The sequence below is a fragment of the Mycobacterium sp. ENV421 genome, assembly GCF_002887815.1.
Classification (GTDB): Bacteria; Actinomycetota; Actinomycetes; order Mycobacteriales; family Mycobacteriaceae; genus Mycobacterium.
In genome coordinates this window covers 241,421-265,214 of record NZ_PDHO01000002.1, presented here as the reverse complement: position 1 = coordinate 265,214, position 23,794 = coordinate 241,421, and the positions used below count along the sequence as shown (strand labels likewise).

21 protein-coding genes and 1 tRNA gene are annotated in these 23,794 nt (G+C 66.8%); 11 read left to right on the top strand and 11 right to left on the bottom strand.

The genetic code is table 11. The features are described 5' to 3' along the window. Positions 1-35: 35 nt before the first annotated feature. The 3 genes from CRM90_RS03505 to CRM90_RS03495 are packed head-to-tail and all read left to right on the top strand — an operon-like array spanning position 36 to position 3,609. Positions 36-1,304: a deoxyguanosinetriphosphate triphosphohydrolase gene (locus CRM90_RS03505; protein ID WP_102805773.1), complete on the top strand. Its 1,269-nt coding sequence runs from the start codon at positions 36-38 to the stop codon at positions 1,302-1,304. Positions 1,305-1,313: 9 nt separating this feature from the next. Beyond that, entirely contained in the window at positions 1,314-3,242 is a 1,929-nt protein-coding gene (dnaG, locus tag CRM90_RS03500) for a DNA primase (protein ID WP_102805772.1), read from the top strand. 55 nt (positions 3,243-3,297) lie between these two features. Further along, positions 3,298-3,609, top strand: a complete 312-nt coding sequence (locus CRM90_RS03495) for a DUF7155 family protein (RefSeq protein WP_102805604.1) — start codon at positions 3,298-3,300, stop codon at positions 3,607-3,609. A 79-nt stretch (positions 3,610-3,688) separates the two neighbouring features. Here CRM90_RS03495 and CRM90_RS03490 read toward each other — a convergent pair whose 3' ends face one another. Beyond that, positions 3,689-3,937, bottom strand: coding sequence for a hypothetical protein (locus tag CRM90_RS03490; RefSeq protein ID WP_102805603.1), 249 nt, complete (start codon positions 3,935-3,937; stop codon positions 3,689-3,691). Positions 3,938-4,088: 151 nt separating this feature from the next. On the opposite strand from CRM90_RS03490, the gene CRM90_RS03485 reads away from it, so the two are divergent. After that, positions 4,089-4,161 (top strand) — tRNA-Asn (locus CRM90_RS03485). Between the two features lie 729 nt (positions 4,162-4,890). Here the strand turns inward: CRM90_RS03485 and CRM90_RS31545 are convergent. Then, positions 4,891-5,184 (bottom strand): hypothetical protein, encoded by a 294-nt coding sequence (locus CRM90_RS31545; protein ID WP_502693220.1) that lies wholly within the window; start codon positions 5,182-5,184, stop codon positions 4,891-4,893. Between CRM90_RS31545 and CRM90_RS03480 the strand changes: the two genes are divergently transcribed. Next, positions 5,162-7,915, top strand: coding sequence for a sensor domain-containing protein (locus CRM90_RS03480; protein ID WP_502693219.1), 2,754 nt, complete (start codon positions 5,162-5,164; stop codon positions 7,913-7,915). The two genes, CRM90_RS31545 and CRM90_RS03480, sit on opposite strands and share 23 nt — an antisense overlap. Here CRM90_RS03480 and CRM90_RS03475 read toward each other — a convergent pair. From CRM90_RS03475 to CRM90_RS03460, 4 genes are all read right to left on the bottom strand, one after another. After that, complete coding sequence (locus CRM90_RS03475) at positions 7,815-8,078, bottom strand: cytochrome C oxidase subunit IV family protein (protein ID WP_102805601.1); 264 nt, start codon at positions 8,076-8,078, stop codon at positions 7,815-7,817. The genes CRM90_RS03480 and CRM90_RS03475 overlap by 101 nt on opposite strands. After that, positions 8,078-8,653 (bottom strand): cytochrome c oxidase subunit 3, encoded by a 576-nt coding sequence (locus tag CRM90_RS03470; RefSeq protein WP_102805600.1) that lies wholly within the window; start codon positions 8,651-8,653, stop codon positions 8,078-8,080. The genes CRM90_RS03475 and CRM90_RS03470 overlap by 1 nt, the downstream gene beginning before the upstream one ends. Further along, entirely contained in the window at positions 8,650-9,306 is a 657-nt protein-coding gene (locus tag CRM90_RS03465; protein ID WP_102805771.1) for a hypothetical protein, read from the bottom strand. The genes CRM90_RS03470 and CRM90_RS03465 overlap by 4 nt, the downstream gene beginning before the upstream one ends. A 98-nt stretch (positions 9,307-9,404) precedes the next feature. Then, entirely contained in the window at positions 9,405-11,321 is a 1,917-nt protein-coding gene (locus tag CRM90_RS03460) for an acyl-CoA dehydrogenase family protein (RefSeq protein ID WP_102805599.1), read from the bottom strand. 102 nt (positions 11,322-11,423) lie between these two features. Here CRM90_RS03460 and CRM90_RS03455 point away from each other — a divergent pair, with 102 nt between their 5' ends. Together CRM90_RS03455 and CRM90_RS03450 are read left to right on the top strand one after the other, a co-directional pair. Then, positions 11,424-12,152 carry a VIT1/CCC1 transporter family protein gene (locus CRM90_RS03455; RefSeq protein WP_102805598.1) on the top strand — a complete coding sequence of 243 codons (729 nt, stop codon included), beginning with the start codon at positions 11,424-11,426 and terminating at the stop codon, positions 12,150-12,152. A gap of 16 nt (positions 12,153-12,168) precedes the next feature. Further along, complete coding sequence (locus CRM90_RS03450; protein WP_102805597.1) at positions 12,169-13,056, top strand: bestrophin family protein; 888 nt, start codon at positions 12,169-12,171, stop codon at positions 13,054-13,056. 28 nt (positions 13,057-13,084) lie between these two features. On the opposite strand, the gene CRM90_RS03445 is transcribed toward CRM90_RS03450, so the two are convergent. Both CRM90_RS03445 and CRM90_RS03440 read right to left on the bottom strand, forming a co-directional pair. Continuing rightward, on the bottom strand, positions 13,085-14,299 hold the full coding sequence (locus CRM90_RS03445; RefSeq protein WP_102805596.1) for an MFS transporter: 1,215 nt from the start codon (positions 14,297-14,299) through the stop codon (positions 13,085-13,087). 17 nt (positions 14,300-14,316) lie between these two features. Beyond that, the gene (locus tag CRM90_RS03440; RefSeq protein ID WP_102805770.1) at positions 14,317-14,793 is read right to left on the bottom strand and encodes a MarR family winged helix-turn-helix transcriptional regulator; all 477 of its coding nucleotides are present in this window, start codon (positions 14,791-14,793) and stop codon (positions 14,317-14,319) included. A 136-nt stretch (positions 14,794-14,929) separates the two neighbouring features. On the opposite strand from CRM90_RS03440, the gene CRM90_RS03435 reads away from it, so the two are divergent. Together CRM90_RS03435 and CRM90_RS03430 are read left to right on the top strand one after the other, a co-directional pair. Further along, positions 14,930-16,996, top strand: coding sequence for a DUF2232 domain-containing protein (locus CRM90_RS03435; protein ID WP_102805595.1), 2,067 nt, complete (start codon positions 14,930-14,932; stop codon positions 16,994-16,996). After that, positions 16,993-17,817 carry a CbiQ family ECF transporter T component gene (locus CRM90_RS03430; RefSeq protein WP_233209142.1) on the top strand — a complete coding sequence of 275 codons (825 nt, stop codon included), beginning with the start codon at positions 16,993-16,995 and terminating at the stop codon, positions 17,815-17,817. The genes CRM90_RS03435 and CRM90_RS03430 overlap by 4 nt, the downstream gene beginning before the upstream one ends. Here the strand turns inward: CRM90_RS03430 and CRM90_RS03425 are convergent. The 3 genes from CRM90_RS03425 to CRM90_RS03415 form a co-directional block, all read right to left on the bottom strand. After that, on the bottom strand, positions 17,814-19,088 hold the full coding sequence (locus tag CRM90_RS03425; RefSeq protein ID WP_102805594.1) for an ABC transporter substrate-binding protein: 1,275 nt from the start codon (positions 19,086-19,088) through the stop codon (positions 17,814-17,816). The genes CRM90_RS03430 and CRM90_RS03425 overlap by 4 nt on opposite strands. A gap of 109 nt (positions 19,089-19,197) precedes the next feature. Further along, positions 19,198-20,010: a carbohydrate ABC transporter permease gene (locus CRM90_RS03420; RefSeq protein WP_199189759.1), complete on the bottom strand. Its 813-nt coding sequence runs from the start codon at positions 20,008-20,010 to the stop codon at positions 19,198-19,200. Further along, complete coding sequence (locus CRM90_RS03415; protein ID WP_102805767.1) at positions 19,997-20,866, bottom strand: carbohydrate ABC transporter permease; 870 nt, start codon at positions 20,864-20,866, stop codon at positions 19,997-19,999. The genes CRM90_RS03420 and CRM90_RS03415 overlap by 14 nt, the downstream gene beginning before the upstream one ends. 50 nt (positions 20,867-20,916) lie before the next feature. On the opposite strand from CRM90_RS03415, the gene CRM90_RS03410 reads away from it, so the two are divergent. After that, a complete protein-coding gene (locus CRM90_RS03410; RefSeq protein ID WP_102805593.1) occupies positions 20,917-22,434 on the top strand; it encodes a TldD/PmbA family protein in 1,518 nt (505 codons plus the stop codon). Continuing rightward, a complete protein-coding gene (locus CRM90_RS03405) occupies positions 22,431-23,792 on the top strand; it encodes a metallopeptidase TldD-related protein (protein ID WP_102805592.1) in 1,362 nt (453 codons plus the stop codon). The genes CRM90_RS03410 and CRM90_RS03405 overlap by 4 nt, the downstream gene beginning before the upstream one ends. The last annotated feature ends 2 nt before the right edge of the window (positions 23,793-23,794 follow it).

The following is a 23,794-nucleotide window of genomic DNA, read 5'->3' as shown; positions in this document are numbered from 1 at the left end:
ATGTAGTAGGGCCGGTGCTGGCAGACTGTGCGTCGGTGACGACGAATGAGCACGGCCACTACGACGAGGCCGACCGTGAGCGGGTGGTGCACGAGCCGCCGAAGACTGCCGGGCTACCCGGCACGTCGACGGAGCACCGCACCGACTTCGCTCGCGACCGTGCGCGCGTACTGCACTGTGCCGCTCTTCGCAGGCTGGCCGACAAGACTCAGGTGGTCGGTCCGCGGGAGAGTGAAAACCCGCGCACCAGGCTGACGCATTCGTTGGAGGTCGCCCAGATCGGGCGGGGGATGGCGCTGCCGCTGGGATGCGACGCCGACCTGGTGGACATGGCCGGCCTGGCGCACGACATCGGCCATCCGCCGTACGGCCACAACGGGGAACGCGCGCTCGACGAGTTCGCGGCCGCCTGCGGCGGCTTCGAAGGCAACGCCCAAAACTTCCGCATCCTGACCCGCATCGAGCCGAAAGTGCTTGATGGACACGGTCGCAGCGTCGGGCTGAACCTGACCCGCGCGGGCCTGGACGCCGTCACCAAGTATCCGTGGTTCCGTGAACCGGGCGTGCGCAAATTCGGCTTCTACGAAGACGACCGGGCGCTCGCCGAGTGGGTGCGGGGCGCCGCGCCGTCGCGACGACCGTGCCTGGAATCCCAGGTGATGGACTGGGCCGACGACGTGGCCTACTCCGTGCACGATGTCGAAGACGGAGTGGTGTCGGGCCGCATCGACCTGCGGGTGCTGGCCGATTCCGACGCCGCGGCCGCGCTGGGCGCGCTGGGGAAGTCCAGCACGATCGCCGCCGCCGACCTCGAGGCTGCTGCCCAGCGGTTGTCCCAGCTGCCGGTGGTCGCCGGCGTCGGTAAATATGACGGCACGCTCGGGGCCTCGGTGGCACTCAAACGGCTGACCAGTGAACTGGTCGGCCGGTTCGCCTCGGCGGCAGTTCGGCTGACCCACGAGGTCGCCGGGCCGCAGCCGCTGGTGCGCTACCAGGCCGATCTGCAGGTGCCCGCGACGGTCCGCGCCGAGGTTGCGCTGCTCAAGACGCTGGCGCTGCAGTTCATCATGTCCGACCCGCGGCACCTGGAACTGCAGGCGCAGCAACGGGAACGGATCCACCGGGTGGCGAGCTGGCTGCTCGACGGCGCGCCGGCGACACTCGATCCGGTGTTCGCTCCGGAGTTCACCGCTGCCGCTGACGACGCGGCGCGGATGCGTGTCATCGTCGACCAGCTCGCCTCGTACACCGAAGGCCGGGTGGAGCGCATCGACGCGCACATCGCCGGTGGACCCGCGTCCTAGACTGTGCCGATGACGACAGCGGTGAGCGGAGGTGGAGACCGCAAGGGTCGGATCTCCGACCGCGACATCGCCGCGATCCGTGACCAGGTCCGCATCGAAGACGTCGTCGGCGACTACGTGCAGCTGCGCCGGGCCGGTGCCGATTCGATGAAGGGCCTGTGCCCGTTCCACGACGAGAAGTCGCCGTCGTTCCATGTGCGGCCCAATCACGGTCATTTCCACTGCTTCGGCTGCGGCGAGGGCGGCGACGCCTACGCCTTCATCCAGAAGATCGAGCACGTCAGCTTCGTCGAGGCCGTGGAAATGCTCGCCGACCGCGTCGGCTACACGGTGACCTACAGCGGCGGCGGAACCAGTGTGCAGCGCGATCGTGGCAGCCGGAGCCGGCTGATCGCCGCCAACGCCGCCGCGCAGGAATTCTATGCTGCCGCACTGGAATCCGAGGAAGCGGCGCCCGCGCGGCAGTACCTCACCGAGCGCAATTTCGATGCCGCGTCGGCCCGCCAGTTCGGCTGCGGGTTCGCGCCGTCGGGCTGGGATTCGCTGACCAAGCATCTGATCCGCAAGGGCTTCGAATTCAAGGAGCTCGAAGCCGCCGGGCTGTCGCGGGAGGGCCGACGCGGGCCGATGGACCGCTTCCACCGCAGGCTGTTGTGGCCGATCCGCACCGCCAGTGGCGAGACCGTCGGCTTCGGCGCCCGCCGGATCTTCGCCGACGACCAGATGGAAGCCAAGTACGTCAACACCCCCGAGACCGTGCTCTACAAGAAGTCGAATGTGTTGTTCGGCATCGACCTGGCCAAGCGCGATATCGCCAAGGGACATCAGGCCGTCGTCGTCGAGGGCTACACCGACGTGATGGCCATGCACCTGGCCGGTGTCACCACCGCGGTCGCGTCCTGCGGCACCGCGTTCGGCGACGAACACCTGTCGATGTTGCGGCGGCTGATGATGGACGACAAGTTCTTTCGCGGCGAGCTGATCTACGTCTTCGACGGTGACGCGGCCGGCCGCGCGGCCGCGCTCAAGGCGTTCGCCGGCGAGCAGAACCTCGCCGGGCAGAGCTTCGTGGCGGTTGCTGCCGACGGAATGGACCCGTGTGATCTGAGGCTGGCGCAGGGCGACGGCGCGCTGCGCGACCTGGTGGCGCGGCGCACGCCGCTGTTCGAGTTCGCGATCCGCACGGCACTGGCCGAGCTCGATCTGGAATCCGCCGAGGGCCGGGTGGCGGCGTTGCGCCGCTGCGTGCCGATGGTCGCCCAGATCAAGGACCCCACGCTGCGCGACGAGTACGCCCGTCAGCTCGCCGGCTGGGTCGGTTGGGACGACGTCGCCCAGGTGATCGCACGGGTGCGGGAGGAAGCCGGTCACAAACCGGGGGGCCGCGACAACAAACGCGCCGCTCCCGCCCGCACCAAGGTCACCGAAGCCGGGGCCCGGCGTCCTGACCCGCGCGACCCGACGCTGTGGCCGCAGCGTGAGGCGCTCAAAGCCGCCCTGCAGTACCCGGCGCTGGCCGGCCCGGTGTTCGACTCGCTGACCGTGGAGAGTTTCACCCACCCCGGCTACGCGGCGGTGCGGATCGCGATCGAGGCCGCCGGGGGCACCTCGTCGGGCATCGTCGGCGGCCAGTGGATCGATACCGTGCGCGAACGGGCCGGCGCGCCGCTGACCGAAGGCTTGATCACCGAGCTCGGAGTCGAGGCGATCCGGGTCGAGGAGGAAGAGAAACTGCCGCGGTACGTCGGCAGCGTCCTGGCCCGGCTGCAGGAGGTCTGGGTGGGCCGTCAGGTCGCCGAGGTCAAGTCCAAGCTGCAGCGAATGTCGCCGGTGGAGCAGGGCGACGAATACCACGCATTGTTCGGCGACCTGGTCGCGTTGGAGGCGTATCGGCGCAGCCTGCTCGAACAAGCCAGCGGTGATGACCTCACTGCGTGAAAACTCACCTCGGGTTATGGTTAACGTGCTGCCTGTCTCCGGCGAAAGGTCAAATATGACTACCGCGAACTCTCGTGCCCGGCGTATCGCCACCTTCGGTGCGCTTGCCGTGGCTGCGGCAGCGGTGCCGGCATTGGCCGCTCTGACTGCCCCGACCGCTTCGGCGAACCCCGGCGGCACCTGCCTGGCCTGGTTCGGTTCGCGCGGCGACGGGCAGTGCCTGTCGTACTCGAACAACAACGTCAGCATCGGCACGCCGCAGTTCGGTGTCTACGGTCCTGACGCGGGCTCGATGCCCGGTGGCGGAATCGGTGTGAGCACCGGCCCGCTGCTGCCGGGTCAGACCATCAGCATCCCGCTGGGCTGAGCGCCACGTCAGGTCGCGAGATCGACCTGAGGGCTGTGATTTTTCGCGATTGATGACCGTGAGGTCTATGTCGTCGTGCCTACTTCTCCGACCGCTGTGGTTCCACCACGGTGGTGTTGGCGTCGATCTCGGTGAGCGTGACCATCTTCGGGTCCGGATCCGGTGACACCCGGTCGGCGAGCTTGCGGCGGCCTGCGTCGAGCACAGTTTTGGTGGCGGGATTCTCGGTGATGGCGCGGTAGGTGCCGACGATCTGCTCGTAGCGCTTACGGCCCGCTTTGGTGCCCAACACATAACCCACGCCGAGCACGGCCAGATACTGGATCACTGCATTCCCTTCCTGAATCCTCGCGCCTCCATCCTGCCTGACGTACCTGTGTTGGCGCTCGCCCGCCGGTTTGGCATCCGGGGTCCCCGGTAAGCTAGAGTCACTCTCCGGTCCGCATCAGCGCGCAAGCGTTCACGCGGGCAGCAGATAGTCCCCTGTAGCTCAATTGGCAGAGCTTCCGACTGTTAATCGGACGGTTCTTGGTTCGAGTCCAAGCGGGGGAGCAGAGTTTGGCCCCAACTCCGCAGGCATACGCGGTAGGCCTTTCGTTTCCGGGCAGTTCCTCGCTGTGCTTGCGAGTGTGCCTCAGCTGCAAGCAGATTCACTAGTTCGTTGGGTAGCGGCAGCCCACGTCGCGACCCGGCATGCCGAACCGAACGGATATTTGCCATCCGGCCGTCGGTGTCGGAGTATCCGCGGGGCTGGGGTGCGGGCGAATACCGCCTATTGATCTGCAAGTTCTGATCCGAATAGCGGCCCGTGGCTGCATGCTTGATGGGGGGATTGGTCATAGGGGGTGCGATGGCTCGAGTTGTGCGATCCGCGGCAGTCCTCTGCGTGTTTGCTGTCGCATATGCCATGTCGGTTTTGCTCGGTCGTGCCACACGGGTGGGCGGTGAAGTCTCGCTGTTGTGGCCGGCTGCGGCCGTGGCGATCATCTGGTTGCTCGCAGCACGCAAATACGGGCGGCGTGCCTGTCTGTTGAATGTCGCGATGCTGGGTGTCGCGAACTTCGGCACCAATATGGCGACCGGCGCCACGTTCGAGCTCAGCCTCTGGTTCGTGGTGGTCAACATTGTGTTAGGTGTGGTGACGGCCGCGATCCTGAGCCATGGGCGCGATGAGGTCGTCCTCCGTGACCCCGCCGATCTCGCACGACTGGTCGTGGCGGTCACTTGCGGAACCATCTCCGCGGCCGCGGTGGCCACCGTGTACATGGCAGCCGTCATGCATCAACCGACACTGCAGACTTTTGCTCTCTTCGCGGTGCGTAACGGCGCCACGGCGCTGCTGGGCGTGGCCATCTGGCTGCGAGTGCGTGACGTCACCTGGACACGGCCGCGCTGGTCGCTGGTCGGCGTGGTGGAGGCACTGCTGGTCGGGATTGGTGTGGTGGGTGTCTTCGTATGGACCTTCTGGACGAATAGCGGCGTGCCACTGGCTTTCTTGACTCTGCTGCCCGCGGTGTGGGTGGCGTTGCGATACAGCACCACGACGAGCACCGTGTTCCTGCTGCTTGCCGGCATCTGGATCGTCTACGCCACACTTCTCGACCGAGGCGTTTTCATCGTCCCGAACATTCAGACACGTGCCTTGCTGGCTCAGGCGCTGGTCGGCAGCCTCACAACGGTGGTGCTGGCGTTGGCGCTGTACCGCGACTCGCGCGTGCGCCTCATCTCGCAACTGGAGGTCGCGCGTGATCAGGCGGATAGCGACTCCGAACTGTTCGGCGCCGTGTTGGACAGCATTCACGACGGCGTACTGCTGATCGATCCTTCGGGCGAGGTCGTTTTGGAGAATGCGCGGGCGTCCAATTCGGGCATCGTCGGCGAGGTCGTCGCTGCGGCTCGGGTCGGCACCATCGGCCAAAAAGGGAACCTCGGCGCGGTGGGCTGCGAGCCCCGTGACGTGGTGGTCGCCGCCGAAGAATCCCGAGTGGTCGAGCTCACCACGGCCCCTCTGGTGCGACGGTCGCTGTTTCAGGTCGTCGCTTTTCGGGACGTGACCGAAGAACGGACGAATGCGCGGTCGCTTGCCGAGGCGCGCGACCTGTTTGCCGGAGTCCTGGACGCGGCGTCCGAGCAAGCAATCATCGGTACCGATCCGGATGGGCACATCACCGTCTTCAACAACGGCGCGGAGCGGCTGCTGGGGTGGACCGAATCGGAGATGCTCGGTCGCACGCCGATGGATTTCCACTACGTCCCTGAAGTCCGTGCCAGGGCTGCCGAACTCGGGATCCCAATGGGTTTCCAGGTGTTCGTGCGCAACGTCACGCCCGAGCACGCGGAGATTCGCGAATGGACATACGTGCGACGTGATGGCCGCACGGTGACCGTCAGCCTGGCCGTTTCACAAATGGTCAACGAGGATGGCGGCTGCGGGGGATACATCGGCGTGGCTACCGACATAACCGAACAGAAAGCCGCCAAGCAGGCGCTTGGTGAAAGTGAGGAGCGGTTCCGGCTGGCGTTCGACACCGCCCCGATGGGCATGTTCATGTTCGAAATCACACCGCGGCGCGATGGACGTATCACCCGATGCAATCAGGCGATGGCGGACTTCCTCGGCCGCTCGACGGCCGAGGTGCTTGAGACCGCGGTGACCGACCTGATCGAAGACCAGCGCACCGCCGGGGCGCCCGGACTGGGATCACTACTCGCGATGCGTGCCGGCCAGCAGTTCGAAGCCGAGACTGCATTCCGGCGGGCGGACGGCGCAACAGTGTGGGGCGCGATCTCGGCGTCGGTCATCGGGCCCGCGGGGTCTGGCTCGTACGGGATGTGCTTGGTCGAAGACATCACCAGCCGCAAGCGGGTTGAGGCTGAATTGCAGTACCTAGCTCTGCACGACCAGTTGACCGGACTGGCCAATCGAGCGTTGTTCGTGGATCAGGTAGAGCAGGCTCTGGCGGCGGTGGACGGCACTGCTTCCAGCCGGGTGGGGCTGATATTTCTCGACCTGGACGGGTTCAAGACTGTCAACGACACCTGGGGTCATGCGCAGGGTGACAACGTGCTGAAGAAGGTGGCAGGGCGGATTGCGGCCTCCATCCGGCGGGGGGATGTCGCCGCGAGACTCGGTGGCGACGAGTTCGCTGTGCTGTGTCCGGGCGTTGCCGACGTCACAGAGCTCGACGAGGTGGGTAAACGCATCCGAGAGAGCCTGCACCAGCCCCTTGGATTGGCCGACGGCACGAGTTACGACCAGCTCTCGCTGAGCGCCGGCGCGGTGATCGCCCAGCCGGGATGCACCGCAGAATCGCTTCTTCAGCGCGCCGATCTGATGATGTACCAAGCAAAGAGGTCGGGCAAGGATCGGGTGGCGATCGGTGACCCGTTACAGGAGGCAGCCATACTGCGCAGCCTTCAGCTGACGCGCGACCTCGAGCAAGCCCTCCATCTGGAGCAGTTCGAAGTTCATTTCCAGCCGATTGTGAACCTTGGTAGTGGCGAACGCGTTGCCGCCGAGGCCCTTCTGCGCTGGAAGCATCCGCGCTGGGGGTTGCTCACTCCGGAGGTGTTCTTGGATCTTGCCGAAACATCCAGTCACATGCCGGCGATCGGGCGTTATGTCCTCAACGAGGCGTGCTCGCAGGCGGCCGGATGGTCGGGGGGGATGGCCGCCGCCGCCGTCCACGTCAATGTCTCGCCCCGAGAACTGGCGGACGGTAACTTCCGGGTGGGCGTGATTGATGCGCTGCGCAAGAGTGGACTCGCTCCGCAACGGCTCGTTCTCGAACTGACCGAGAGCCACGCGGGGCAAATCGCCGAGTCAGCCAAAGCCGATCTGGAGGACCTTCGCCGAGTCGGTATGCGCATCGCGATTGACGATGTCGGCACCGGGTTCAGCAGTCTTGCCAGGATCGTCGCCCTGCCACTGGACATCCTCAAGATCGACAAGCAATTCACCGTTGGGCTCCTTGAAGACCTGCGCTGCGAGGCAATCACCAGAGCGGTGGTCGGCCTCGGCAAGAGTCTGGGCCTCGACGTGATCGCCGAGGGCATCGAGCGATGGGAACAACGCGATGCACTCGTGGAGTGGGGGTGCGAGCTGGGTCAGGGATTCTTGTTCGGAGATCTCGACACCACACCTGGCTGCGAAGCAAGCGTCCGACTCGTGAGCGGACGAGGTGCGATTGAGCCGGAATGCAGCATCACAGCCACAGATACAGGCCGGACAGCAGCGCCCACAACGCCACGCAGTAGACCTCGAAGGCCACCCGCAGCGGGATCGGGGCGTGCCGCAATTCCATGAAGTCCAGGCCCACCAGCCGCACCTTGATCGCCGCGATCGCCAGCACCGCGACAGCCACCAGCGAGCCGGTGCCGTGGTCGGCCCCCAGCGCGAACGACGCCAGCGTGGCGGCGACCAAAATCAGCCAGCTCACGCCTGCCCGGTTACGCATCAACTGCAGCATCAGCTCACCAGGTACAGGAGCGGGAACAGGACGATCCACAGCAGGTCGACCAGGTGCCAGAAGCAGCCGCCGCCCTCGATGACGGCCAGCCGGGTCGCCGACAGCTCATCGCGGCGCGTCTGGGTGAACATCAGTGCCAGCACCAGGATGCCGATGCAGACGTGCAGCAGGTGCAGTCCGGTCAGGATGAAGTAGTACAGGTAGAAGTGGTTGACGCCCGCGGTGTGCCCGTCGTGCACCAGCAGGACGTACTCGGTCACCTTCAGCGCCACGAACACCACACCGCACCCGGCCGCGATCACCAGTGCCCGCGCGGCGACGGCACGAGCCCCGGTGCGCAGACCGCCGATCGCCGCCACCACGAACAGCGAGCTGGTCAGCAACACCAGGGTGTTGACCAGTCCGATGTTGACGTGCAACGTCTTGCGGGCCGCGTCGAAAACCTCTGGCGCTTTTGATCTTTCGACCATGAACGTGGCGAAGAAGGCGGCGAACACCAGCATGTCGCCGAGCAGGAAGACCCAGGTGCCCTGTTCGCCAGGGATGCGACGGCTGGCGGTAGAGCCCGCCGTCATGCTTGTTCGGCGCGTTGCTGCGCCTTTATCCCACGGTTCAGCACGTAGGTGGTGCTGAACATCCACACCGTCAGCGCCAGTCCCGGGATGTAGAACGCGAACACCCCGTGCCAGGCCAGCGGGCCGTCGTTGAACACCACGACAACGCAACCCGGCAGCGACAGCAGCGCCACCCACAGGTTGAGGTAGCCGTACCAGCGGGGAAACGTCTGCGGTTCGGTGCTGTCGATGAACGACGCGATCGCCAGTGTGATGTTCTGCATGATGATCGTGCCGACGATGCCGATGAACATCAGCCAGAACACGTCGTTGAGCGCCTGGGTGATCTCCGGCGACCTGCTCTCGGGCCGAAATGCCGCTGCGGCCAGCACGAGGAACGGGAACAGCAGGGCGGGAACGAATATCGTCGCCGCGAACAACTGCGTCATCGACAACATGCCCCAGCGTCCTTCGACGCGGCGGATCCGCAGCACGATGGTGGCCAGGAACGGCAGGGCGATCACCGACGTCAGCAGGCAGCCGGCGATACCGATGCGGATCCAGATCTTGTGGTCGGTGAAGAAGTCGGCGACCTCCGTCGGCGACCACACCGGCGAGATCGGCGGGAACAGCCGCGCCAACCCCGACATGCAGGTGCCATACAGCACGATCATGATCGTTCCGCACCATGCGCCGATGCGCTGCAGCGTGAGCTCCACGGCCGCGACCTTACCGAGTCACACCCGCGGTTTTGTCAAAAATGTCAAAACTGTTAGTCGAGGATGTTCTCCGGGTGCAGCATCTCCGCGTACCGCAGCTGTTCGGGAATCCCGAATCCGTCCACCAGCAGCTCGGCGTGCGGTCGAAGATCGCGGCAGCGTTGGTTGATGCCGCGGGTCACGGCCTTGGCCCGTTCGGTGGACAGGAACCGGTGCTCGATGAACCACGCCTTGTCGTCCTCGATCACCGACAGGGCGTACAGGTCGCACACCATGCCGAGGATGTTGCGGGCGTCCTCGTCCTCGCAGGCGTCGATACCGGCGACGAAGGCCTCGAGCACGATCCGGTCGATGTGCGCCTTGGCGGTGTGCAGCACATGATCCTGCACGGAATTGAAGGCGTCGAACGCCGACATCTCCTTGGATTTGCGTTGCAGCCGGCGTGCCACCGATGCGAGCAGGTACTCCTCGCGGTCCTCGAACATCTTGACCTGGGTGCCGCGGTTGAACAGGCTGCCTTCCTCCTCGTTGTCCTGGCGGGAATCGAGGATGGTCTGCATGATCGTCTCGGCCGCAGTCCTTTTCAGCACGCGGTCGCCGGCGAAGTTGGCGGCGAAGCGCACCCACTCCACCGGGCTCATACCCTTGATGTCATCGGCGTAGGCGGTCAGCAGTTCCTTGGCGACCAGTTGGGTCAGCACATGGTTGTCGCCTTCAAAGGTGGTGAAGACGTCGGTGTCCGCGCGCAGCGCGATCAGCCGGTTCTCCGCGAGATAGCCTGCGCCACCGCATGCTTCGCGGGCCTCCTGGATGGCGGTGCTGGTGTGCCAGGTGTTGGCCGCCTTGAGCCCGGCCGCCCGGGATTCGAGCTCGCGCTGCTCCTCGGCGTCGGGGTTGTCCGAGGTCTGCAGGTCGTGCAACCGGGCCACCAACTCATTCTGGGCGAACTGCAACGCATAGGAGCGGGCGATCAGCGGGAACAACCGGCGCTGGTGCACCAGGTAATCCATGATCAGCACTTCGCCGTCGTCATCGGGTGCGCTGAACTGCTTGCGCTGCAAGGCATATCGCACCGCGATATCCAGGGCCACCCGGCCGGCGGCCGCCGCGCTGCCGCCGACGGTGACCCGGCCGCGGATCAGGGTGCCCAACATGGTGAAGAAACGCCGGTTCACGTTCTCGATGGGGGAGGAGTAGGTGCCGTCCGCGGCGACGTCACCGTATTTGTTCAGCAGGTTGTCGCGCGGGATGCGCACGTTGTCGAACATGATGCGGCCGTTGTCGACGCCGGGGAGGCCGCCCTTGTAGTGGCAATCCGAGGTGGTGATGCCGGGCAGGTCGTTGCCGTCCTCGTCCCGAAGCGGAACGACGAAACAGTGCACACCGTGTGATTCGCCTCCTGTGATCAGCTGCGCGAAAACCGCTGATACTTTGGCGGTTTCGGCCGCGCCCCCGATGTAGTCCTTGCGCGACGTCGGCGTGGGGGAGTTGATCACGAACTCTTGGGTCGCCGGATCGTAGGTGGCGGTGGTCTCCAACGCCTGGACATCACTGCCGTGCCCGGTCTCGGTCATGCCGAAGCACCCCATCAGGTCCAGGTCGATGATGCGCTGCACGTAGGCCTTGTGGTGGCGTTCGGTGCCGAGGTTCTCGACGGCGCCGCCGAACAGGCCCCACTGCACGCCCGCCTTCACCATCAGTGACAGGTCGGACATCGCGAGCATCTCGATGCGAGTGACGGCTGCTCCCACATCACCGTTGCCGCCGTGCTCCTTGCGGAAGCCGTCTTCAGCGGCGCCCTTGGCTGCCATGATCTTCATCTGCTCAGCCACCTTCGCGCGGGCGATGGCGGTGTTGGGCGTGTAGTGCGGCCGGAAGACTTCGGTGGAAAGTTCGCCTCGCACGGCGTTCTTGACGTCTCGCCAACGGCCGTCGAGCGCGTTCCGGAGGTGCTCCGCAGTGGTGGTCATGGCATGAAGGTATCCGCGCAGCGCATTTGGCAAACGCGGATGTGGCAAACACAGGCCAACCTCAGTGGATGTGACTCGAGGGGCTGGCGTTCAATGGCGCGTATGACCGAGTCCGAGGGGGTCCCCGCATCGGGACACCTGCCCCACGACATCGATCACTCCCATCCCGACGTCACCGGAGGCTGGCTGCGTGCGGCGACCTTCGGGGCGATGGACGGATTGGTCTCCAACAGCGCGCTGATCGCCGGCGTCGCGGCCGGCGCCGGGGCGCACACCGTGGTGCTCAGCGGCGTCGCCGGATTGCTCGCGGGCGCATTTTCGATGGCGCTGGGCGAATATACGTCCGTCACCACCGCCAACGAACAGATCGACTCCCAGGTCCGCATCGAACGGCGCTCGTTCGAGCGGCATCCGCACGCCGAACGGGACGAACTGGTGTCGATGTTGATGGACATGGGGATGTCGGAGGCCACCGCGCGGCAGGCCACCGAGGAGATTCATCGCGATGAGGACCAGGCGGTGCACTTCCACCTGTCCCAGGAGCTCGGCGTCGACCCGCGGGATAAGCCGTCCCCGGTGATCGCGGCGGTCTCCTCGTTCGTGATGTTCGCCCTGGGTGCGATCGTCCCGCTGCTTCCGTATCTGTTCGGTTCGGAGAAGTTGTGGCTGGGTCTGGTGTGCAGTGCAGTCGGCCTGTTGGTGGCCGGTGCGGTGGCCGCAAAATTCACCAAGGGCTCGATGTGGCTCGGCGCCGGACGACAATTGGCGTTCGGTGCCATCGCGATCGCCGCCACCTATGCGGTCGGAAATCTCGTCGAAGCCGCCTTGTGAGCAATACGCTGACGCGGTGATTCGTAGCGTCGGGAAGCTCGGCCCACTGAAGGTCTCCGGCCTGGTGTGGTGGCAGATGCGCTGGGATCTGCTGGCGATCATCGTGGTGGCCGCGATCTTGATCCCCATTCCCGACCCCACCCAGATCGATTACGCCGCGGCGGTGCTGTCGGTGTTGGGTATCGGTGCTTCGGTGTTCATCGGTTTCCGCAACACCACCGCCTACAACCGGTGGTGGGAGGCCCGAACGCTGTGGGGCAACGTCATCATCAACTCGCGTGCCACCGACAACACGCTGTGCTCGGTGGACTCCGGCTCCCCGGAGATGGCGGATGTGCTGAGCCGGATGCGTCGTCGGCAGGTGCGTTATGCCTGGCAGCTCGCCGCGGATCTGCGCAAGATTCCAGCGGTGGCGGGCGTCGCTGATCTGACACCGGAAGATCCCGCCGACATCGGCGCCACCGAATTGATGACCCGCCAGGCGGTCGACATCCAAACCCTTTCGGCGAACGGACATATCGACAACCAGGCCCGCGTGATGCTGATGAGCGTCAACACCGCTCTGGTGGCTGCCCAGAGCGGCCTGGAACGCATCCGCAATGAGCCGATCCCGCTGCAATACGAGGTCTTCGTCCGCGGACTGGCCTGGTTCTTCGCGATCATGGCGTTCAGCAGGCTGGACGGCTCGTCACACCCCTACGCGGGGGTGATCATCGGCCTGCTGCTGATGGCGGTCTTCATCGGCGCCGAACGCCTCGGGCACTTCATCGAGCAGCCCATGCAGAACGGAATCTTCGACATCTCGATGTACCGGTTCTGCGGCGTCATCACCGGCGACCTGTTGGGCAGGGACCATTCGCTGGCTCAGCCCAGGGAAAGCGCGAAGGCCACCATCTGGATGTGAGCGCCCACGGCGTTGAGCGACAACGGTTTCAGCTGTCGCTGCCGATGGTCACCGCGGTGGCCTGCTCGGTGATCTCCTCGACGTCATCTTCGCCGGAAGCGTCGATCCCACTCAGGTGGCGTGCGGTCAGCGCCAGCACCCCGGCGCCGAGCAGCACCGCGCCGGCGCCGACCCAGAACGGCAGGTGCACGCTGACCCGCTCACCGAGCACGCCGGCCAGCCACGGTGCGACGGCGGCGCCGCCGAACCGCATGAAGCTGTAGGCGGCCGAGGCGACACCGCGTTCGACGGGCGCAGCCTTCATGACCGTTTCGGTGATCAGCGTGTTGTTGATGCCGATGAACAGGCCGGCGATGACCACACAGGTGGCCAGGATGGCCTTGTTGTCGGTGCCGACGGCCATCACGACCAGCAGCGCCGAGAAACACAGCAGATTCAGCAGCAGCACCCGGACGGTGCCGAAACGGTGCTGCAACCGGGGTGCCACCACCACCGAGGTGAAGGCGAGGCACAGACCCCAGCCGAAGAAGATGAGCCCGATCTCGTGCGCGTTCATGTCGAGTGGGAACGGGGTGAACGCCAGCAGCGTGAAGAAGCCGAAGTTATACAGAAGCGCGGTGACCGCGACCCCGAGCAGGCCCCGGTGCCGCAGCGCGCGGAACGGGTCGGCCAGCGTCGTCATGCGCTGCGGGCGGGGCGTCTCGGGCAACAGCAGCGCCGTCACCACCAGGGCGATGGCCATCAGCACCGACACCCCGAAAAATGGTCCACGCCAAGAGATTCCACCCAACACGCCACCGACCAGTGGGCCAACCGCGATGCCGAGCCCCAGTGCGGCTTCGTAAAGGATGATCGCCTGGGCAACCGAGCCGCGCGCGGAGTTGACGATGGTGGCCAGCGCGGTCGCGATGAACAGCGCATTGCCCAGTCCCCACAGTGCGCGCCAGCCGACGATGCCCATCACGGTGTCGCTCATCCCGGCGAGTCCGGCGCCGGCGATGATGATCACCAGACCGAGCAGCAGCGTGCGCTTCGGGCCGATACGGCTTGACACCACGCCGGTGACCAGCATCGCCACACCCATGACGGCCATGTAGCTGGTGAACAGCAGCGACACCTGCGACGGTGTGGCATTGAGATTGTCGGCGATCGGTTTCAGGATCGGATCGACGAGTCCGATTCCCATGAACGCGACGACGGATGCGAACGCAACGGCCCAGACGGCCTTGGGTTGGCGCCACATGAGTGGCTCACTCCTAACTACTTCGGTGACGTGTCGAGGTCGTCGAGCAGGCGATGCAATGCACCGACGGCAGTCGACAGGATTTCGCGGTCCTCGTCCGAGAGGCGCTCGATGCGCGGATCGATCACCGCGGCGCGGTCGGCGCGGACCTGGGTGAGCATTGTCTTGCCCTCAGGGGTGATGCGAATACGGACCGCACGCGCATCGTCGGGATCGGGGGTGCGGGCCACCAAGCCGGCATCCTCGAGACGACGGACCTGCGTGGTCATCGTCGGCTGCGAGCAGTGGTCGAGCTCGGCCAGATCGGAGATGCGGGCCTCGCCCTGGTCGTCGATCGTGCTGAGCAGCCGGGCCTGCGCCCACGGCAGCGGCAGCCGGATCCGCTGGGTGGCCAGCCGGTTGAGCCGGGCGACGACGGTGAGCAGCTCAGACCCCAAGCCCGTGTGCGACGTGGACGCGGCGCCGGGGTGCTCCTGGGTGGGCGTCGGACTCATACCGACCATATTTACATAGAAATACTATGTTGTCGCCCGGCCGGCCGGTGTCATTTCTCACAGCTTTCCCACAGGCGGCCCTGGCCGCGGCAGGCCGAGACCCCGAGCAGCCCCAGGCGGCTGGCAGAATCAGGTGATGACCGCGACGAGACCGGAGGCCCCTGCGCAGCAGCCCTCCCGCCCGTCGCTCGATGGCCGTCGAACAGGATCGCTGTCACCCGTCGAGATGGCGCAAGCCTCCGTGATGGCCGCGCTGGCCGCCGCCTTGGCGATCATCTCCGTCGTCGTGCCGTTCGCCGGGGGACTCTCGCTTCTCACCACAGTGCCGATGGGACTGCTGGGTTACCGGTACCGCCTGCGGGTGTTGGTCGCGTCGACGGTCGCGGCGAGTGTCGTCGCCTTCCTCATCGCCGGTGTCAGCGGGCTCATGGTGGTGGTCAACTGCGCCTACGTCGGTGGGTTGGCCGGCATCATGAAGCGCCGCGGGCGGGGCACCCCGACGGTGATCGCGGTGGGCCTGGTGGCCGGTGTGGTGTTCGGTCTTTTCATCATCGCCGCATTGACCGTGCTGGTACGGCTGCGCACGCTGACGTTCGAGGCGATGACGGCCAACTTCGACGGCGTGGTGTCGGTGATGTCGCGCTTCGAGCCGTTCCGGCCTGCCGCCGAGGACGCGCGGCACATGTTCGGCGTCGCCCTGCAGTATTGGCCGGCACTGCTGATGGTCTACGCGATGTTCTCGATCATGGTCGTCACCCTGGTCGGGTGGTGGGCGCTGTCGCGGGTGCTGGACCGCTTGCGCGGCATCCCCGATGTGCACAAGCTCGAGCCGCCCGACGAATCCGGGCCGGTCGCACCGGTTCCGGTGCGCCTGGTCGACGCCGGGTTCCGGTACCCCAACGCCGCGCGCGACGCGCTGCGGCCCGTGAGCTTGTCGGTCGACGTCGGCGAGCACGTGGCGATCACCGGCGCCAACGGCTCCGGCAAGACCACGCTGATGCTGCTGCTGGCCGGACGGAACCCCACCTCCGGCGTGATCGAGCGGCCCGGTGCGATCGGACTGGGTAAACCGGGCGGGACTGCGGTGATCCTGCAGCACCCCGAAAGTCAGGTCCTGGGAACGCGAGTCGCCGACGACGTGGTGTTCGGACTGCCGCCGGGGACGCACACCGATATTCCGGCGCTGCTCGACGAAGTCGGCCTGACGGGCATGGAGGAGCGCGACACCGGCGGACTGTCCGGCGGCGAGTTGCAGCGGCTCGCGGTGGCCGCCGCGCTGGCCCGCACGCCGTCGATGCTGATCGCCGACGAGGTCACCAGCATGGTGGACCAGCGCGGCCGGGAGGCATTGCTGAACGTGCTGTCCGGTCTGACCGAACGCCACCGGATGGCGTTGGTGGCGATCACCCATTACAACAACGAAGCCGATACCGCCGACCGGATCGTCGATCTCACCGAGTCGCTGGACAACACCAACATGGTCGAAAGCGCCGCCGCGCCGACGGCGACGACCAGTGCTGCACCGCGCGCCGCGGAACCGGTGTTGCAGCTCGACCATGTCAGCCACGAATACGCTGCGGGTACACCGTGGGCCAAGCCCGCGCTGACCGATGTCAACTTCACCGTCCACGAGGGCGACGGCCTTCTCATCCACGGCGGCAACGGTTCTGGCAAGTCGACCCTGGCCTGGATCATGGCGGGCCTGACCACGCCGACGTCCGGCGCGTGCCTGGTGCGTGGGCGCCCGGCACCCGAGTGTGTCGGCGAGGTGGCGATCGCTTTCCAGGCCGCCCGGCTGCAGCTGATGCGCAGTCGTGTCGACCTGGAAGTTGCGTCCGCAGCCGGCTTTTCGCCCCGCGACACAGCCCGGGTGCACGCCGCGCTGGCCAAGGTCGGCCTGGATGCCTCATTGGCCGGGCGTCGCATCGACCAGCTCTCGGGCGGACAGATGCGCCGAGTGGTGATCGCCGGGCTGCTGGCGCGCTCGCCGCAGGCACTGATTCTCGACGAGCCGCTGGCCGGCCTCGACGCGGCCAGCCAGCGCGGGCTGCTGCGGCTGCTGAGCGATCTGCGCCGCAACAGCGGATTGACCGTCGTGGTGATCTCACATGATTTCGTGGGCCTCGAGGAGCTGTGCCCACGCACTCTGCACCTGCGCGACGGTGTGCTCACCACCGCGCCGACCGCGGAGGAAGTGTCGTGACGACCGCGCGCCAGCCCCGCCCGGTGGTGCTGTTGCGTCCGGTGCCGGGCACGTCACCGATCCACGAGCTGTGGGCCGGCACCAAACTGGTTGTGGTCCTCGGTTTCTCGGCACTGTTGGCGTTCTATCCGGATTGGGTGCCGATCGCTCTGGTCGCGATCCTCATCGGCACCGCGATCCGGATGGCCCGCATCCCGCGCGGTGTGCTGCCGTCAGTACCCAAGTGGCTGTGGTTATTGCTGCTGCTCGGCGCGGTGACCGCGACGCTGGGTGGTGGAGCGCCGGTGCTGCATCTGGCGTCCCACGCCTTTGAACTCGGTGGGCTGCTGAAGTTCGTGCGCATCACCGTGGTGGCGATCGTGCTGCTGGCGTTGGGGATGATGGTGTCGTGGACGACGAACGTCGCCGATATCGCGCCAGCGGTGGCGCGACTGGGCAGGCCGCTGAAATTCTTCCGCATCCCGGTTGACGACTGGGCGGTGGCTCTTGCCTTGTCGCTGCGGGCATTTCCGATGCTGCTCGACGAGTTCCGGTTGCTCTACGCCGCGCGACGGCTGCGGCCCCGCCCGGTGCTGACCAGTCGGCGGGCCCGGCGCCGGCGGTGGGCCATCGAGATGGTGGACCTGATGTCGGCGGGCGTCACAGTGGCGCTTCGGCGCGCTGACGAGATGGGTGACGCGATCACTGCGCGCGGCGGGACCGGCACGATCTCGGCGGCGCCGTCGGGGCCCAAGCGCGCCGACTGGGTGGTCTTGGCGATCTCCGCGCTGGTGTGCGTGGTGTCGGTCGGCCTGCAGGTGACGGTGCTCGCCGCTATCTAGCGCGACGCCGCGGTGTTGGCCGCCTCCTGGGCGCCGGCCAGTGCATCCGCGACGGGTGTTCTGCCCAGGAACATTTGGTCGAAGTACGGCTTGATCGCCTGATACCCGGCGGCGAAGCCCGATCCGCCCGGCGCGGCGATGCGCGGGCCGTCGAGCACCCGGAAGAACGGCGTCACGTCAACGCCCTTCGCTGACCAGTAGTCGAAGTACTCCTGCTGGGCCGGCAGCACCGCCGGGATGGCGGCGCCGTGGCGGCCGACATAGGAGTTGCCGCGTTCGCTGCCCAGCCAGGCCAGTACCTCGCGCACCGCGTCGGGGTGACGGCTGACGGGATTGCCCGCGGCGACAATGCCGTTGGTCACGCTGACCCGTCCCGCCGGTCCGGCCGGCAACATCGCCACGCCCCAGCGGAACGTCGCCCGCTCGGCGACCTGGGCCAGGTTGTAAGTGCCCGACTGGAACAGCGCCATCCGCCCGGATAGAAACTGGTTGCGGGAGAAGTCGCCGTTGTCGTTGGTGTCCGACGCGGGCGGGGCGACCCGATCGGTGTTGATCAGCCCGACGACATAGCGGAACGCGGTGGCGGCCTGCGGGTTGTCGAAGGCGAACCGGTCGCCGTCGGAGAACACCCCGCCCGCCGAGCCGATGTAGTTGAGGTAGATGGCCTGTAAGTCGTTGGCGGCGTTGTACGCCCACTGCCTGCCGTGGGTGAGGCGCTTGAGTAGGGGCCGCAGGGTGTCGACGCTCGGGTCGGGATCCCAGCGCAGCGAGTTCAGTGCGGCGGTGTCGACGCCGTCGGCGACCAGCAGATCGGCGTTGTAGTACAGGGCGATTCCGGCGTCGGTCAGTTGCGGCACGCCCCACAGTGCGCCGCCCCGGGTGAATTGAGCGGTGACCGACCGGTCCCAGTCCGGGCTCGGCGTCACCGACATCAGCCGGTGGTTGTCGGCGTATTCGGCGAAGTTCGCGTTGTTGAGCCAGAAGATGTCGTCGGCGCCGCCGCCTGCGACGTCGGTCCGCAGGGTGGTGAAGTAACTGGCGTAGGGGACGACGTTGGTGCGCACCTCGATGTCCGGGTGTGTACGGCTGAATTCGGTGAAGGACTCGGCGTAGGCGGCCGCCACCTGCGGATCCCAGAGTCGCACGGTGACCACGGTCGTGCCCGACGGTTCGCCTGTGCGGCCCAGCACCAGGGCCGCGGAGACCAGCACCACGGCGACCGCGATCAGCCCGGCCAGCATTCGGGTGGAGAACCGTGGCGGCCAGCTCATTTGGTCACACCCTCGTCGAGATCGACACCAGGGTTGTGAAATCGGCTCGACCGCAGCCATGACGTCGATCTCGGCGGGTGGGGCCATCTCATTGGCGAGGGCGGCCAGCTCATTTCAGCCCGGTGACGACGATCGAGCGGACGATCTGGCGTTGGAACGCCAGGAACAGCGCGATCAGCGGAACGATCGCCACCGTCGTCGCCGCCATCACCAGCGTCCACTGGGCGTTGTACTGGGTCTGCAACCCCGCGGTCGCGACGGTGAGCACCCGCCAGGTGCCGCCGCTGGTGATGACCAGCGGCCACATGAACGAATTCCATTGACTGACAACGGTGATCAGGGTCAGGGTCACCAGGATCGGCTTGCTAGCCGGCAACACCACGTGTACAAGGACGTCGAGGGTGTTGGCCCCGTCCAGCCGGGCGGCGTTGACCAGGTCGGCGGGGATGCCGCGAAAGTACTCGCGCAGCAGGAAGATCGCGTAGGGGGAGCCGAACACGAACGGCAACACCAACGCCCAGAACGTGTTCCGCAAGCCCAGCTCGGCCATCATCAGATACAGCGGCACCACGGTCACCGTGCCGGGGACCATCAGCGTCGCGATGTAGATCCAGAACATGGCGTCGCGGCCGGTGAACTCCAGGCGGGCGAATGCGTAAGCGGCCAGGACCGAGAACGTCAGCTGCGCCAGTGTGATGATGGCCGTCATCAGCGCTGTCACCGCCAACGCCCGGCCGAATCCGGCATCGCCCAACGCGCTGTAGTTGGCCAACGTCGGCGGGCTCGGTAGCGATAGCGGAGTGCCGGTGGCGAACTGCTGCGCCGAGGTGAACGACGTCAACAGGCCCAGCCCGAACGGGGCCAGGGTGATCACTGCACCGGCCAGCAGACCCAGGTAGATCAACGCGTTACGTGAGGTCATAGCTGATCCGCCGCCGGAAGTAGAGGTGCTGGACGATCGTTGCGCCGACCAGGATGACGAACAGCACCAGCGCCATCACCGCTGCCCGGCCGATCGCGGCGGCGCCGAACGCCTCGGCATAGATTCGGTGCGCCACCAGATCGGTGCGCCCGGCGGGCCCGCCACCGGTCAGCGCGTACACCGTGTCGAACACCTGCGCCGCGCTGACGACGCCGGTCACCGAGACGAAGAACAATGTCGGTCGCAGCATCGGCAGCGTGATGTGCCAGAACCGCTGCCAGCTCGTCGCGCCGTCGAGGCGGGCCGCGGCGTGGATTTGCGGCGGAATCGCCAGGATCCCGGCCAGGAAGAACAGCGTCACGTAGCCGACGTTCATCCACACCGTCACCGCGGAGACGACCGGCAACGCCAGCCCGGGATCGGTCAGCCACTCGACGCGATGCCCCAACACGGTGCTGACGGCTCCGTCGGTCGGCGCCAGGATCCAATGCCACAGCACCGCGACCGCCAGCGGCGAGCACACCCACGGCACCACGTACACGGTGCGGAACACGCCGCTACCCGGCAGCTCGCGGGACAACAGCGCCGCGGCGACCAGACCCAGCACGATCTGCACCGGAACCACGATCGCAATGAACGCCAGCGTCACCAGCAGGGAGTTGCCGAAGCCGGCGTCGGTGAGCACCGAACGCCAATTGTCCAGCCCCACATAGCGGATGGGCCCCAGCAGATCCCAGCGGTGCAGGCTCAGCCACACCACCACCAGCATGGGCAGCAACAGGAAGCAGACGACCCCGAACAGGCTCGGTGCGAGCAGCGCGTACCCCAGCAGGGTCGAGCGCACACGCCGAGTCATCACCTTGGCCATTAAAGCGGGTCACCGAGCCGCCCGTTACCGTGTAGCACGTGAGTCCTCGCGACGTTGACGCCGACTTTCTGGCCCTGCCGCGCCATGCGCTGGCCGACGCTGCCCTGTCGGCGGCTCGTGCCGCCGGCGCCAGCTACGCCGATCTGCGGATCCACGCGATCACCAGCGAGGTGGTCCAGCTGCGCGACGGCGAGCTGCAGAGCGCGGTCACCGACCGCGAGATCGGGCTGGCTGTGCGGGTGATCGTCGACGGAACCTGGGGGTTCGCCTCGCACGCCGAGCTTGCGCCCGAGGTCGCCGCGGACACCGCACGCCGCGCAGTCCAGGTCGCCACCACGCTTGCGCTGCTGAACGCCGAGCGCATCGAGTTGGCGGCCGAACCGGTCTACAGCGATGTGACGTGGGTGTCGAATTACGGAATCGACCCGTTCACCGTGCCGACCGCCGACAAGATCGCTCTGCTGGGGGAGTACTCGGGTCGTTTAATGGCGTCGGACGGGGTGGATCACGTCTCGGCGATGGTGATGACCGTCAAGGAGCAGACGTTCTACGCTGACACCTTCGGCTCGTCGATCACCCAGCAGCGGGTGCGGCTGCAGCCGGCGCTGGACGCGGTGGCCGTCGACGCGGCGGCCGGCAGCTTCGAGTCGATGCGCACGCTGGCCCCGCCGACCGCCCGCGGCTGGGAGGCGGTGGCCGGCGACGAGGTCTGGAACTGGAGTACCGAACTGGCCGAGCTGCCCAGCCTGCTCGCCGAGAAGACCAAGGCGCCGACGGTGGTGGCGGGGCCGACCGATCTGGTGATCGACCCCACCAACCTGTGGCTGACCATTCACGAATCCATCGGCCACGCCACCGAATACGACCGAGCGATCGGCTACGAAGCCGCCTACGCGGGTACCTCGTTCGCCACCCCGGACAAGCTGAACACGATGCGCTACGGCTCGCCGGTGATGACGGTGACCGCTGATCGCACTGTCGAATACGGTTTGGCCACAATTGGATACGACGACGAGGGAGTGGCCGCCCAGAGCTGGGATCTGGTGCGCGACGGCATCTTCGTCGGCTACCAACTCGACCGGGTGTTCGCGCCGCGGCTGGGCCACGCCCGGTCCAACGGCTGCAGCTATGCCGACTCCCCACACCACGTCCCGATCCAGCGGATGGCCAACGTCTCGCTGCAGCCCGGCGCCGAGGATCTGAGCACCGAGGACCTGATCTCCCGGGTCTCGGACGGCATCTACATCGTCGGCGACAAGTCCTGGTCGATCGACATGCAGCGCTACAACTTCCAGTTCACCGGCCAGCGGTTCTACCGGATCCGCGACGGACGGCTGGACGGCCAGCTGCGCGACGTGGCGTATCAGGCCACCACCACCGATTTCTGGAATTCGATGGAAGCCGTTGGCGGGCCGCAGACTTGGCGTCTCGGCGGGGCGTTCAACTGCGGCAAGGCCCAGCCCGGTCAGGTGGCCGCCGTCAGCCACGGCTGCCCGTCGGCGTTGTTCCGCGGGGTGAACGTGCTCAACACGCGCGAGGAAGCGGGCCACGCATGATCCCCGCCCAGCAGGTCGTCGAGTTGGCATTGCAGGCCGCCACCGTCGACGAGACGATCGTCATCGTCACCGATCGGGCCGAGGCCTCGCTGCGGTGGGCGGGGAACTCGATGACCACCAACGGTGTCTCGACCACCCGGTCGACCACCGTGATTTCGATTGTCCGCAAAGGTGATACGTCGCATACCGGCGCGGTCCGCAGCAGCGACGTCAACCCCGCGGCGATCGCGATGTTGGTGGCCGCCGCCGAACACGCCGCCCACGCCGCTCCCGACGCCCGCGACAGTGCGCCGCTGCTGACCGGCAGCGGCACCCCGGACGACTGGAACGAGTCGATTGCGGAGACCGGGGCCGAGGTGTTCGCCGATGTCGCCGAATCACTGTCGGGCGGGTTCGGGCGCACCGACCGGTTGTACGGCTACGCCCACCACGTCGTCGAGACGACGTTTCTGGCCACCTCGACCGGGATCCGCCGCCGCTTCACCCAGCCCACCGGAACCGTCGAGATCAACGCCAAACGCGACGGTGCCAGCGCGTGGGCGGGCATCAGCACGCCATGGTTCACCGAGGTGCCCACCGACACGCTGCTCGACGATCTGGCGATGCGACTCGGCTGGGCCAATCGGACCGTCGAGCTGCCGGCCGGCCGCTACGAAACCCTGATGCCGCCGTCCGCGGTGGCCGACATGATGATCTACCTCGGCTGGTCGATGGACGGTCGCGGCGCCCAGGAGGGCCGGACGGCGTTGTCGGCTCCCGGCGGTGGAACGCGGGTCGGGGAGCGGCTCACCGAACTGCCGCTGACGATGTACTCCGATCCGTTCGCACCGGGACTGGAGTGCGCGCCGTTCGTCGCGGCCACCAGCGGTTCGGAGACGATCTCGGTCTTCGACAACGGGCTCGACATCGGGCGGGTGGACTGGATCCGCGACGGCGTCATCAACGCGCTGGCCTACCCGCGGGCGGCGGCCGCCGAGTTCGGGACGTCGGTCGCGGTGCCGGCCGACAACCTGCTGATGACCGGCGGCAGCGCCGACTTGGCGGACATGGTGGCATCCACCGAGCGCGGGCTGCTGCTGACCACGCTGTGGTACATCCGCACCGTCGATCCGACCACCCTGCTGCTGACCGGGTTGACCCGCGACGGGGTGTACCTGATCGAGGACGGCGAAGTCACCGGGGCGGTCAACAATTTCCGCTTCAACGAGAGCCCGCTGGATCTGCTGCGGCGCGCCACCGAGGCCGGGGTGCCCGAGCAGACGTTGCCCCGCGAGTGGGGCGACTGGGCGACCCGCGCGGTGATGCCGACGCTGCGAATCCCCGACTTCCACATGTCGTCGGTGAGCCAGGCGCAATAATC